This is a genomic window from Paraneptunicella aestuarii (assembly GCF_019900845.1).
Taxonomy (GTDB): domain Bacteria; phylum Pseudomonadota; class Gammaproteobacteria; order Enterobacterales; family Alteromonadaceae; genus Paraneptunicella; species Paraneptunicella aestuarii.
In genome coordinates, this window is record NZ_CP074570.1 from 1581201 (window position 1) to 1594029 (window position 12829).

The 12829-nt window shown below is 45.0% G+C and carries 10 protein-coding genes; 1 reads left to right on the forward strand and 9 read right to left on the reverse strand.

Annotated features, from left to right (window positions below; translation table 11 throughout):
* Positions 1-4: 4 nt before the first annotated feature.
* The 7 genes from KIH87_RS06575 to KIH87_RS06605 form a co-directional block, all read right to left on the reverse strand.
* Positions 5-1510 carry an ATP-binding cassette domain-containing protein gene (locus KIH87_RS06575; RefSeq protein WP_232360735.1) on the reverse strand — a complete coding sequence of 502 codons (1506 nt, stop codon included), beginning with the start codon at positions 1508-1510 and terminating at the stop codon, positions 5-7.
* Positions 1511-1746: 236 nt separating this feature from the next.
* Positions 1747-3387, reverse strand: coding sequence for an ABC transporter ATP-binding protein/permease (locus tag KIH87_RS06580; RefSeq protein WP_232360736.1), 1641 nt, complete (start codon positions 3385-3387; stop codon positions 1747-1749).
* Positions 3388-3413: 26 nt separating this feature from the next.
* Positions 3414-3518: a cytochrome bd-I oxidase subunit CydX gene (cydX, locus tag KIH87_RS06585; RefSeq protein WP_232360737.1), complete on the reverse strand. Its 105-nt coding sequence runs from the start codon at positions 3516-3518 to the stop codon at positions 3414-3416.
* A gap of 55 nt (positions 3519-3573) precedes the next feature.
* Positions 3574-4710 carry a cytochrome d ubiquinol oxidase subunit II gene (cydB, locus tag KIH87_RS06590; protein ID WP_232360738.1) on the reverse strand — a complete coding sequence of 379 codons (1137 nt, stop codon included), beginning with the start codon at positions 4708-4710 and terminating at the stop codon, positions 3574-3576.
* Positions 4707-6293 carry a cytochrome ubiquinol oxidase subunit I gene (locus KIH87_RS06595; protein ID WP_232360739.1) on the reverse strand — a complete coding sequence of 529 codons (1587 nt, stop codon included), beginning with the start codon at positions 6291-6293 and terminating at the stop codon, positions 4707-4709. The genes cydB and KIH87_RS06595 overlap by 4 nt, the downstream gene beginning before the upstream one ends.
* Before the next feature lie 438 nt (positions 6294-6731).
* Positions 6732-9266 carry a PilZ domain-containing protein gene (locus tag KIH87_RS06600; RefSeq protein ID WP_232360740.1) on the reverse strand — a complete coding sequence of 845 codons (2535 nt, stop codon included), beginning with the start codon at positions 9264-9266 and terminating at the stop codon, positions 6732-6734.
* Positions 9267-9286: 20 nt separating this feature from the next.
* On the reverse strand, positions 9287-9481 hold the full coding sequence (locus KIH87_RS06605; protein ID WP_232360741.1) for a hypothetical protein: 195 nt from the start codon (positions 9479-9481) through the stop codon (positions 9287-9289).
* Between the two features lie 142 nt (positions 9482-9623).
* Here KIH87_RS06605 and radA point away from each other — a divergent pair, with 142 nt between their 5' ends.
* The gene (radA, locus tag KIH87_RS06610; RefSeq protein ID WP_232360742.1) at positions 9624-10979 is read left to right on the forward strand and encodes a DNA repair protein RadA; all 1356 of its coding nucleotides are present in this window, start codon (positions 9624-9626) and stop codon (positions 10977-10979) included.
* A 22-nt stretch (positions 10980-11001) separates the two neighbouring features.
* Here the strand turns inward: radA and KIH87_RS06615 are convergent, their stop codons facing one another.
* Both KIH87_RS06615 and KIH87_RS06620 read right to left on the reverse strand, forming a co-directional pair.
* Positions 11002-11367 (reverse strand): PilZ domain-containing protein, encoded by a 366-nt coding sequence (locus tag KIH87_RS06615; protein ID WP_232360743.1) that lies wholly within the window; start codon positions 11365-11367, stop codon positions 11002-11004.
* Between the two features lie 170 nt (positions 11368-11537).
* A complete protein-coding gene (locus KIH87_RS06620; RefSeq protein WP_232360744.1) occupies positions 11538-12683 on the reverse strand; it encodes an iron-containing alcohol dehydrogenase in 1146 nt (381 codons plus the stop codon).
* Positions 12684-12829 lie beyond the last annotated feature (146 nt).

Consider the following 12829-nt stretch of genomic DNA (forward strand, 5'->3'; position numbering starts at 1 on the left):
TTCTTCACCCCAACTCAACAACCTTAACCACCTTCAAAGTCGCTGGCTGAATATGGCTGGCGATGATAATCAGTCGGTTTTGTGCCAGTTGATTGATTTGTGCTGCGATGGCTTCTTGTTGGTCGGTGTGCAGGCTTTCAAAGGGTTCGTCCAGCAGTAGCATTTCATGGTCGCAGAGCATGGCTCTTGCTAGAGCCAGGCGTTTTAATTCGCCGCCTGATAAGCGTCTTCCGCCTGCGCCTATCCATTCATTTAAGTTCGAGAATGATCCCAACCCTACTTTATTGAGGGCGTCTTTTAATGCTTCGTCTGTGGCGCCTGGATTTCCCAATCGTAAATTGCTGGCGAGTGTGGCGCTTAGGGCGTTGGGATTCTGTTCGACATAACACCATTGTTGAATACGACCTTGTGGTAGTGAAATGTCATTGCGTTTTCGTTCGCCTAAATGGGGCAGTAACCCGCAGCAGGCTTTTAATAGAGTGCTTTTTCCAACGCCTGAGCTACCTTTGATTAGGACGATGTCGTGCTGATTAGCTTGTAGGTCGATGGCTGGTGTTGCTGGAATATCGGCTTTAAATTGGCTTAATGAGATTGATGTTAAAGGTTTTGCGTTCAGCTCTATGGCTGGAGCCACAGTTTGCACAGGAATGTTGTCAAAATGCTGTTTGGCGTTGAGGTAGTCGGTGAGTGCCGATTGTGATGATAATCCGGGTGTGAGCCAGTCTCGGGCTGAAAATAACAGCATGATGCCGATTAGCAGCAAAGGTGAGCCTAAATCATCACTTGTTACTGATTCATTTGCGTATTGCCACAAGGCGAGAAACAGTGCGGCATAGCTATAAAGCTGAATTAACCACATGGCGTGGTTGCTGATATCGTCGATTTTAGTGCGAATTTGCCATATCGCATCGGCTTGTGGGTGATTGAGCTCTGGCATTTGATGCCAAATCGCCGAGCTAGCCAAAAACGCAGATGACTCGCGGCGGAACTCGGTCAACTGCTGAAACAGCTCTTTGCTTAGCGACAATCCCTTTAAACACAGCCATGAAATAATGAGCAAGTAGGCGACGATTGCGCCAAGCATGTAGAGCGACCAAGTGGGCAGTAACCACATAATGATAACTTGGCTGATAGTCAGCAGTATTAGCGTACTGGCATTGTGATTTATCCAGCCGATCCAGATATTGGCAATGGCTTCACTATGGTGAGCCAGCGCTTCTGTGGCGAAGGATTTATCGCTAATCAGATTGTGTTTGAGTTTGGCAAAAAGCTTAATACGTAACTGCTTAATGCTGTCGAGCAGGGCTTGATGCCCCAGCCACATTTGTCCATAACCGGATGCGATACGAATAAATGCCATTGCGCGAATGATCACGGCGGGTAGCATGTAATTGAAGTTAACGCCTGCTATGGCACAGGCGGCGATAAACCAGGAAGAAACGATGAGTAGCGTAAGCCCTGAGCTGGCGTGAAGGATTGCGAGAATGAGCGTCAGGGCTTGTTTTAGCATTTAACCTAAGCTACGCATAAGAAAACGTTTTGAGATGGCTATTTTCAGCGACTTCTTCGTTAAATTTACTTGCAATAGGTTGGCTATTGCTGCGTAAATCTGCCTCGAATTCGCAGAAAAGTAGCTCATCACAAAATACTTTAGGGTCATATAATAGATGTTTAACTTGTAATTCATTGAAATATAAGTGTTTATTTTTCAATCTTGAGCGTTTTCTTATACGTAGCTCAGGTTATTTATCTTCTGTCTTTGTTTTCCGTATTTACTTCGTTCAAGAGCCCATCACTCATATGCCAACTACGATTAAACCAGGCTGAGTTTAGCGGTTTATGGGATGCCCAGATCACCGTTTTATCCTTAAAGTTATCCCTTAGCAACTGACTAATGCGCTGATGTTGCTCATTGGTCAAATGGGCTGTCGGCTCATCTAGAAGGATAATATCTGCATCACATAATAGCATTCTTGCAATCGCAATGCGCTGTTGTTGTCCTCCTGATAGGACGGGGGCTTCACCCATCGGAGTGTCCAAGCCTTGAGGTAACGACTGAGCCCATTCTTTTAGTTCAACGAAAGCTAACAATTCCCATAATCTGGAATCGCTAATTCGACGCCCAAGCGTCAGGTTCTCACGCAAGCTACAAGGCTTTAATATGGCATGCTGGGTCAGCATGGCAATATTGGCATTGAGCACATGGCTGGCAGGGCGCTGTGCCATTAACGCTTCCAGGAACACGGTTTTACCTGAACCTGAAGCACCTTCCAGTTGTACCCAATCGCCAGCGCTGAGTTGCAGTTCATCGGCTGTTACAACAGGCGATTCAACTTTCACATTACGCCAATGAATGCCACTGAACTGATTAGGTCTTTGAATGGGGTATTCGACCTCGTAAATGGGCATTAAATGTTGAGCAGCAGCAACAGCGTGAGCCTTCTGGTGATACTGTTTTCCCAGTCGTTTTAATTCAGCGAAGATTTGTGGTGACACGAGCAACAGGAACAAACCCTGATGTAACGCTAAATGCGCACCAAGTTGCACTTCGCCTAGTAGATTAAAGCCAACAAACACTGCAACCAGTGCTACTGCCAAGGTTGAGAAAAAATCTAAAACCGAGCTGGAAAGAAATGCCACAGACACCACTTTCATGGTACGTTCGTTCAATTGCTCGCTCGCTTGTTCAAGGGTTTTCTGCTGTGACTTATGGGCGTTGAAGACTTCCAGTAAGGTTAATGCCTTCAACCTGTCTACAAAGGTGCTGCCCAGTTTTTCCAGCGCGGAAAAATGCTGACGATGCAAATTCGCTGCGCCTTTGCCCACGATATACATAAATAACGGCACGACAGGAATGGCAATAATCAAGGCTACTGCTATCACCCAGTTCACCGGCCACATAATGGCAACGGCGATAAAAGGAGTGATGGTCGCCATCTTTTTCTGAATTCGGTATTTGGTGATGTAGTCGCCCACGGCAGGGATCTTGTCTAACCAAAGTTGTTGCCAGAAATAGTGGCTTTCGTTGCGTATCATGGCATGGCTGCCACGTTCCATTTGATGCTGTAATCTTGCTTGCAGCGTTGAGCATATTCGACCATGGGTCTGATTGATTAGATTGTCTTTAATTTTGTGTAATAACAAAATAAACACAAAGGCTAATCCGAGCAGGCGCACGTCTTCCATCTTCGGGGATTGAGATTGCACGATCATCGTATCGGCAATATTCGCTAACCACCAAAACGCGCCAACTTGCAAAGCAAAGATAGCCAGTGACACTATCATTACTGTTTGTAGTGGAGCGTGAAATACGGCGCCTTGTTGTTTAAGCCAACCTATTAGCTGGCGTTCTTCATCACGATGAATAATATGTTCGTTACTGCTCATCACGTTTAGTTAACTACCTCTAAAAACTAATCGTTTCTGTCCATATCTTCGTTTGATTCCAACCACATGGCATTGATAATGCCGAAGGCACATGCCAATAAAACGCCTAAAATCCAGGTGAAATACCACATAATGTTCTCCTCCTAATACTTAAATACACACTCAAATAAGGGCTTAAAACAGCACTTAGTAAATGGCATGACTTTGGTCAAGTTGTTCTTGTTTGATGCGTCCACGCATAACCCAAAAACTGTAAGCTGTGTAGCTCAACACAATGGGCACGAAGAAGCAGGCAACAAAGAACATGACTTTTAATGTGAGATGACTGGATGTTGCATCCCACATGGTCAGACTTGCATTTAGCATCGTGGTGCTTGGCATTAGGAAGGGGAACATAGAGAACCCGGCAGTCAGTATTATACCTGCTAATGTCAGCGCACTACAGACAAAAGCGAGCCCACTTTGTCGTTTATGTGAAAAAAGTGAACACCCCAGGCCACCTAAAATTCCCAATAAGGGCGCGGCCATCATCCAGGGGTAAATTTTATAGTTGTTCAACCATGCGCCGCTTTCCTGAACCACGGTTTTATTCAGTGGATTGGAAGTGGCTGTGGTATCAATAGTTGAAGTCACCACAAAGCCATCAATGCCAAACGCAATCCAAACGCCCGCAAGGCAGAACAGGATGACGGTTAGCAGCGATAATTTAACTGACAACTTACGCGCTCTTTCTTGCAAGCCTTCTGCGGTTTTTAGTTGCAACCAGGTTGAACCGTGGTTTAGCAACATGGCAACAGAGACTAGCCCGACAAGGATCGCAAAAGGATTCAATAATCCGAAAAAGCTACCTGTGTAAGTGGGGTGGAGTTTGTTATCAAATTCAAAAGGCACACCTTGCAGCAAGTTACCAAAGGCAACGCCGAAGATGAGTGAAGGAACAAAACCGCCTGCGAATAATGCCCAGTCCCAGGCTTGACGCCATTGAGGGTTAGGTAATTTGCTTCGGTAGTCAAAACCGATCGGGCGCATCCATAATGCTATTAACGTTAACGCCAAAGCCAGATAGAAACCTGAAAACGCCGTGGCATAAATGATAGGCCAAGCCGCAAATATAGCGCCTCCAGCAGTAATAAACCAAACCTGATTACCATCCCAGTGAGGGCCAATGGTGTTGATCATGATGCGTCTTTCGTTGTCGGTTTTACCCAGCAAGGTGAGCAGGGCACCGACACCTAAGTCGAAGCCGTCGGTAATGGCAAAGCCAATAAGAAGAACGCCGACCAGTACCCACCAAATGATTCTGAGTGATTCATAATCGATCATGATTGAAACCCTCCAAGTTGTTCGTTTTCTAGCTTTTCGCGCTCTTTTTCTTCCAGTTTATCTTTGTGATATTCACTTGGGCCTTTCTTGGCAAATTTCTTCATCAGGTAAAAACCGACAATGAACATCACTAAATAAAACGAGGAATATAGAACCAGCGTTGTGACGACTTCTGCAACGCTAAGGTTCGAAACAGACGCATGTACTGGCAGAATTTCTGCGATAGACCAAGGTTGGCGTCCAAATTCAGCCACAAACCAACCTGCTTCTGATGCAATCCAGGGAAGGGGTAAGCTGAATAGAGAAGCTTTTAGTAACCAGCGCGGTTTTGTGATCTCATGCTTGGCGCTATACCAGAACGCAAGGGCAAACAGCGCTAACATGGCGAAACCTGAGCCAACCATCAAGCGAAATGCCCAAAATAACGGTGCGACCGGAGGAATACTGTAATCTACTGCTTTTTCCAAGGCTTCAGCGCTAGGCTGAGTAATGTCGTCGGTAAATGGTTGTAGCAGCATGGCGTAACCAAGGTGCTCTTTATGAGCTTCAAACTCTTCCACTTGTGCTTCTGACGCAGTGCCATTACGCACCTCATCCAGCAAACGGTAAGCTTTGACACCGCTCAAGATGCGATCCCCGTGGATGGCTTTCAAATCTTTGATGCCCATGACTTCTTCATCAATGGAACGAGTGGCGATTAAGCCCATAACCCAGGGAATTTGAATGGCGTATCGTGTTTCTTCATTTTCGTCATCGGGTATACCGACAATAGTGAAAGGGGCAGGAGCTTCGTGAGTTTCATAGGAGGCTTCGATAGCCGCCAGTTTGACTTTCTGCACTTCGCCAAGCTCATAACCACTCTCGTCGCCCAGAACGATAACGGATAACACCGATGCTAGCCCAAAGCTGGCTGCAATAGCGAAAGAGCGACGAGCAAAGGCGATGTCTTTTTTCTTAAGCAGGTAATAGCTGGAAATGGCGAGAACAAAGATGGCTCCAGTAACGTAGCCTGCCGCGGCAGTATGAACAAATTTAACCTGCGCTACCGGGTTGAATATCACATCGGCGAAGCTGGTCATTTCCATTCTCATGGATTCGATGTTGAACTCGGCTCCTACAGGATGTTGCATCCAGCCATTGGCTATCAGGATCCAAAGTGCTGAGAAGTTGGAACCAAAGGCCACAAGCCAAGTGGTGATAAGATGTTTCACCTTCGACATCTTGTCCCAGCCAAAGAAAAAGAGGCCGACGAAGGTCGATTCGAGGAAGAAAGCCATTAATCCTTCGATCGCTAAAGGTGCGCCAAAAATGTCACCCACGTAATGAGAATAATAAGACCAGTTCATGCCGAACTGAAATTCCATGGTTAAACCCGTTGCAACGCCCAGAGCGAAGTTGATGCCAAACAGCTTGCCCCAGAATTGGGTCATTTGTTTGTAAATTGCCTTGTTTGTCATTACGTAAACCGATTCCATTATGGCTAACAAAAATGTCATTCCTAATGTGAGCGGCACAAAGATAAAGTGAAACATTGCTGTGAGGGCAAATTGCCAGCGAGAGAGTTCGATGAGAGTTTCGTTCATGTTAATTCCTCGGAGAATCGTCCTTAATCTACTCAAGTGTAGGGCAGACTCGGTATTCAGCGAACCGAAATTGTGCGCTTCAGATGCGTTGCTGAGGTAAGAGCATTATGCATGCCAAGAGTTATTTTTTCTGGACGTTTGCTGATTTTATGTGCGATTGGAGGTAAATTTACCCGGGGTGTAATTAACTTGTTAAAAGGATGAAATTGAAGTGTGTATGGAGTGTTTTAATAAAGAAAACGACTTGTCATAAGTGGCATCGCATTGTCATTTTTGACTTGTTTTTGTGTCATATATGGCATTGCGAACGACATAAATGCTTACATCTTTCTCACTTTGAACAGTAAATCAACAAGCTCAAGACGTGAGTTTTAGACCATCAGATCAGTCTAACCAGGTTAACTATGTGGTTGATAAATGAGATCGGTACAGATGAGATTAATGAATTTCTCTTAGGGCGTGACTGTCTTCACCCTTGTTGCGAATGATGTGTTTTTCTAAAAAACCGCAACGTCTCATGGATTCATCGGTGACATCAATAATGTCGCCAACCCCGGTGACTTCCCACAAGTCTTTTTCCAAAGACTTTGCTTTATGCTGCGCATACATATTGACGTAACTCATTTCCAGACGAAGCAGGTCAGTATCCGGTCTGCCTGTGCGAGCCACAAAGATACGTATCGCGAAGAAGCGTCCTTGTTTTATGGCCTTGGCAATAAAATCCTGCTGTTCTTTTTCATCGCTGAAATGATCATAAAACACGCCTTTGAACGCTTCTTCCGGAGTGGCTGCATCGGGTTTATAAGCAATAAATAACTCACGGGCTACCGGGTTGGTGCTGGTAGACATGGTTTTTAATGTTTCCGGGATATATTGGCTGTCTTTCTTGTCTGCGCTGTACAGAGGCAATGCGGTTTGTGTATCTCGTTCCGGGCATCCATGGGTAAACATAGGAAGAAGGCGGTTGTAATGAGCTGGTTTGGTCATGGCATCCGGAACCAGGTGAATACCGCGTTTTTTCAGGAAAAAGCCAATGTTTAGTACATTGTTGGCATAGATGTTTTTCAGCGCTTCGCCAATACCCGGAAACTCTTCTTCGTCCAGATCGGATTTTAGCTTCTTGCGATTGTTTTTAATCAACTCACTAAAGAAACGATAGGCTACCGGAATGGAAGTGGAATCTTCTTCTTTGAAGGTTTTGAGGTTCACCACTTTGCCATCTTTTGAAATATTTCTGACTTCATAGAGTAAGCCTGAAAGCTCATATTTCTTTGTCATGGCCTGGAGTTTTGGCAAAGCCATTTCGATGATGGCATAGGTATGGCCATCAAATGGTGTTTCTAATTCCAGTCTCATGCCGCCGGGTGAGACATCATCAGTGATCCCTTTGTAGATTTTGCCCAAGTGAGACAACTCAATCGGTGTTCTTAATTGGTAACGATTCTCTGCACGCAGGTTTTGGTATTTAAAGCGAAATACCGATAAAGGATCGGGCTTGCCGGTTTTGGCATGACCGAACTTTTTAATAATTGGAAGATGGTTTTTCGCTACCTGATACTTTTGATAGGCAATGGTCGAAACCGGATCGGTAATATCTGTAACCAGCGCGATATGGCTAATATGTTTAAGCTTCGCCAAAAGCCTTGGGGCGGGAGGCTGGTTTTCCTTACGCACATTGTCGCCGATATCATCGGGCAGTGACAGCGGCCTGAAACTCTGGTTTGATGAAGCTGTGGTTAGCTGGACTTTATAAATACGCCAGCTTGCCTTGCGAGAAGCAAAACCTTGATAAGCTTTTCTGATTTCATCGTTTGAAGCCAGCTCAAAATTGCTGGCTGAATAAAAGAAGACTTTTTCGTTGCTCACATTGTTGAAGGCGTAAACGAAAAATTCATTCATGCCAGATGTGATGGCTTTGGTAATTCGTCTACTGTTAAGCAAGTTGCTAAAACAGAGTTGATTTTGTTCATCCGACCAATAATAAATCGAGGACTTATTACAGTCATTGCTAAGAATAAAGCGAGGACGGTAGATTTCGTCAATATGCTCAATGTAAACCGGGATCGAAGTAAAGTTAGGAATGTAGTATTGCTCGTAACTTTTACTCTGAATCGCTTGTAGCGTGTTGTCGATATTGACCTTGTAACGACGCTTGTTACCTTTGATGAATTGAGTCAGGAAGGTTTCAAAATTAGCGTGTTTGGGATCTTCACTGCGTTTTAGACCTATGCGCTGTTCGTCGTCGTTACGTTCTATTTTCACAACCTTGTATGGGATGCCGTTTCGGCGATCCAGTGCATACTCACTTTCCAGCCCTCGGAAGAAAACATGGTAAGTCTCATTCATCTTAAAAATGGATTTGCTGTCTGTTTTAATGCGCAAACCGTTCACGGAAAGGTCGATTGAGGTGGCCTGTACCGATTTGTTGAGCTCTGAGAATAATTCCACATTGATAGCAAAGTTCATACGTTCTTCGCTACGTTGCGCATTACTGGCGAAGCAATGGGTAGGAACAATGTAGCTGACAGGTTCTTCTTCTGGTTCAGGTTTCGCTACCTGTTTATTGGCTGAAGTGTAAAGCGGGTTATTTTGGTGAGGGTCATCACTTTGACGTTCTTTTTGCTGCATTACCCGAAAGTTGTTTTCGGTGTTGTTTACGGCTTCATACACACCCAGTGTATATTCACCAAAAATACGCACCTGAGATTCAAAGACTTCTCTGGCAACATCATCCATAAAGTGGGTAGTACCTTCGTGATCATGTGGGTGGCATTCGCCATCAACTCGGCCTCTGAGGTCTATGATTCGAGTACAGGGACGGGCAAGACGCTTTAGCTCCATTTTCAATAAAAAGCGCTTGGGTTTGGGCACTTTGGCAGCGACCTGATCCAGAATTTTATTGAAATCGGGCTCTTTTACAAAGGGCTTCAATTGCTCAATGATATCTCTATATTGTTCTAAGTCCTGATTCATCAAATCGATAACCGCTATACTTATGACCGCTCATTATTTGGCTGGCTTATTTGTTGCGTTTTTTGGTTGCGTTTGTTGCAGATCGCTTCGGCTTGCAAGCATTGCGCTTCAACTACAAGCTTATCGGCAGCAGGGCAAAAATCCTGCAGCCCGATAAGATTATTTCTAATTTCATAAATATGCAAATTATTTGCAAATGCGCTATTGAGCCACATTATTTCCTGCCATATATCTTGCGATACCTATTACAAAACGCCTGTCAAAGGTTGTACTTCTCTTATCAAGTTCAGCTAGAATCAACGCATTTTTCAACCTTTCTTGCAAGGATAATATCAAAAGGGAGCAACAGAGAGCACAATGGCGAAATCAAAAACGGCTTATGTATGTAATGACTGTGGTGCAGATCATCCCAGATGGCAAGGTCAATGTAATGCTTGTGGTGCCTGGAACACATTAACTGAGATTGTGTTGGCAAGTGTACGAGTCGATTCCGGACGTAGTGGTTATGCCGGCAGCACTCAGGCAAAAGTACAAAACCTGAATGAAATTGATTTGCAGGCATTACCGAGATTTGCTTCTGGTTTTCAAGAACTGGATAGGGTACTCGGTGGCGGAATTGTTCCCGGCGCAGCCATGCTTATTGGAGGCTCTCCCGGTGCGGGTAAAAGTACCTTGCTGTTACAGGTAATGTGTAAGTTGGCTGAAACGCGCAAAGCGATGTACGTGACAGGGGAAGAATCGCTTCAGCAAGTTGCAATGCGCGCTCAACGACTGGGTTTGCCGACAGATAAATTAAGGGTATTGGCGGAAACCAATGTAGAAAGCATTTGTAATCTGGCGCAGCAGGAAAAGCCTGAATTGATGGTGGTGGACTCCATTCAGGTCATGCATATGGCGAATATTCAATCTGCCCCTGGCAGTGTGTCTCAAGTACGAGAGAGTGCGGCCTATTTGACCCGTTATGCCAAGCAGTACAATGTGGCTATCTTTTTGGTTGGTCATGTGACCAAAGACGGTAGCCTCGCTGGCCCTAAAGTGCTTGAGCATTGTATTGACAGTTCCATGATGCTGGATGGTGATAACGATAGCCGTTACCGCACGCTACGCGGCAATAAAAACCGTTTTGGTGCGGTTAACGAGTTAGGCGTGTTTGCCATGACAGAGAAAGGCTTAAAGGAAGTACGTAATCCTTCTGCTATTTTCCTGAATCGTTCTGAGTTGCATTCGCCGGGTTCAACGGTGTTGGTTATTTGGGAGGGAAGCCGTCCTTTATTGGTTGAGATCCAGGCCCTGGTAGATTACTCACAAACTGGAAACCCTCGTCGTGTAGCCGTGGGAACGGAGCAAAACCGATTAGCGATGTTGTTGGCGGTGTTGCATCGTCATGGCGATGTACAAATGTCGGATCAGGATGTTTTCATTAACGTTGTGGGTGGTATTAAAGTGGCGGAGACGGGCGCTGATTTGGCCTTGTTGCTGGCTTTGGTATCCAGCTTCAGAAATCGTCCTTTACCCAGAGATTTGATTGTGTTTGGTGAGGTTGGGTTAGCTGGAGAGATTCGTCCGGTTCCTAATGGTAGTGAACGCTTATCAGAAGCATCAAAACACGGATTTCGCAAAGCAATTGTGCCAGCCGCGAATGTGCCCAAGCAGGATCTGGGCATGGAAATTATCGCGGTGACTCAGCTCAAGGATGCTTTGGAAGCGATATAGCGCACTTTTAGTTCTTACCCTTCTATTCATCACTCACTGCTACCAGCGTATGTAGTTCTCGATGTAGCAGTGAGTCGTTTCCCATATTGAGTTCTATTAATCGACGTAGTTCCGTCATGCTGTCGATGTCCATTCTGTCGCTTTTTAAGCCCAAATGCTTGGCACCTATGTGGGTAATTTGCCCCTCAAATTGTATTGATGCTACTGACTCCATGAAGATATTTAGATTAATAGAATCTCCTGCTTGGCCTTTAAATTGTTCTGGAATGGTTATGAGAGCGCCTTTGAGGGAAATATCAATAAGGTGACTAGACCAGACCTTGTCCTTTGAATGTAGCTCCACCTCTCCTGAAAGGAGAATGCGGGTAAAGTTACGTCGTTCACTCATCTGGATGGTTACTTAAGCAACTGAAATGTCATGCGATTAAGTATAGTTAAGAATGAGCGTATGGAGAGAAATTAAAGGAATAGGTAAGACTAATGAGCCGCCCCCAGCCACAAGAACGTGGCTGAGAGTTGCTGATGCACTTATATTGATGGTTGATATGTTTGGTTGTGCTAAGCTACAGCCTCTTCCAAAATGGCACGGCAATGCTTGATGGTTACCGATTGCGTTTCGCCTAATCGCGCCAATCCATGTGCTTTCAGGTTTTTAACGATAGCGTCGATGGCTGTAGCTTTATCACCATTGTGTTCGGTTAATTGCGTTGCGACATCCAGGCTATGATAGAAGTCTTCGATTGCTTGAATAGTGCGCTCAGCCAGGTCTTCGCTGCTTTGAAGTCCAAATACGTTGCGTCCCATTTGCTCCAGTTTGGCGCGTTTCGATTCAATTTGATTGCGTAGTAACCATGGTTGGATTATTGCCAGAGAACGGGCATGATCAACGCCATAGAGCGCGGTCAGTTCATGTCCTATCATGTGGGTTGCCCAATCCTGAGCCACGCCTGAGCCAATCAAACCGTTTAATGCCTGATTTGCCGCCCACATCAAATTGGCTCGCCATTGGTCGTCTTGTTCATTGAAGGTCTCGCCCAGTCTTTTTAGAGCTTTAAGCAATGCTTCTGAGTAACCGTCTTGAACCAGTGCATTTTCTGGGAAGGTAATATACTGTTCACAGGTATGAACCCACGCATCCACGATGCCATTTGCCACCTGACGAGACGGAAGGGTTTTAACCACATCAGGATCCATGACTGCAAATTTGGGTTGAACCAGAGGAGAAAAAAAGACCAGTTTTTCCTGTGTGTCTTCATTACTGACAACCGAACCTGCATTGGATTCTGAACCTGTGGCTGGCAAGGTTAAAATGGCGCCAATAGAAACCGCATCTTCTATTCTCAGGCGCTTTTTCAATATATCCCAACCTTCACCATTATATTTAGCTGCGGCAGCAACATATTTGGCTCCATCAATGACTGAACCACCACCCACGGCCAGGATAAAATCAATATTATGCTCTTTTACCTGAGCAACAGCTTTGTCTAACACTTGAATCGTCGGGTTAGGTTGGACACCAGAGAATTCTTGCCAGTCATGATCTTTTAACGCATCGACAACCTGATCATAAACCCCGTTTTTCTTAATGGAGCCACCGCCATATAGCACCAACACTTTTTGGTCGGTAGGGATAAGGTCGCTAATGGATGCGATTTGTCCTTGTCCAAATTGAATTTGAGTTGGATTAGAGTAGGTAAATTTCATGATGAATACTCGAATGAATTAGAAAAGAGGGATCGTTGTTTGACGCTGAAAAGTATAGAGGAGGCTTGCAGAGTGAACAAGTTAGGAATTGATTGATGACGGGAGACTTTTTCAAAGATTTCCCACGAGTTATGTGACTTTACATT

Bases quoted from the DNA above. Each gene is read 5' to 3' on its own strand.
- KIH87_RS06575 (WP_232360735.1), bottom strand. From the start codon at position 1,510: ATGCTAAAACAAGCCCTGACGCTCATTCTCGCAATCCTTCACGCCAGC.
- KIH87_RS06580 (WP_232360736.1), bottom strand. From the start codon at position 3,387: ATGAGCAGTAACGAACATATTATTCATCGTGATGAAGAACGCCAGCTA.
- cydX (WP_232360737.1), bottom strand. From the start codon at position 3,518: ATGTGGTATTTCACCTGGATTTTAGGCGTTTTATTGGCATGTGCCTTC.
- cydB (WP_232360738.1), bottom strand. From the start codon at position 4,710: ATGATCGATTATGAATCACTCAGAATCATTTGGTGGGTACTGGTCGGC.
- KIH87_RS06595 (WP_232360739.1), bottom strand. From the start codon at position 6,293: ATGAACGAAACTCTCATCGAACTCTCTCGCTGGCAATTTGCCCTCACA.
- KIH87_RS06600 (WP_232360740.1), bottom strand. From the start codon at position 9,266: ATGAATCAGGACTTAGAACAATATAGAGATATCATTGAGCAATTGAAG.
- KIH87_RS06605 (WP_232360741.1), bottom strand. From the start codon at position 9,481: ATGTGGCTCAATAGCGCATTTGCAAATAATTTGCATATTTATGAAATT.
- radA (WP_232360742.1), top strand. From the start codon at position 9,624: ATGGCGAAATCAAAAACGGCTTATGTATGTAATGACTGTGGTGCAGAT.
- KIH87_RS06615 (WP_232360743.1), bottom strand. From the start codon at position 11,367: ATGAGTGAACGACGTAACTTTACCCGCATTCTCCTTTCAGGAGAGGTG.
- KIH87_RS06620 (WP_232360744.1), bottom strand. From the start codon at position 12,683: ATGAAATTTACCTACTCTAATCCAACTCAAATTCAATTTGGACAAGGA.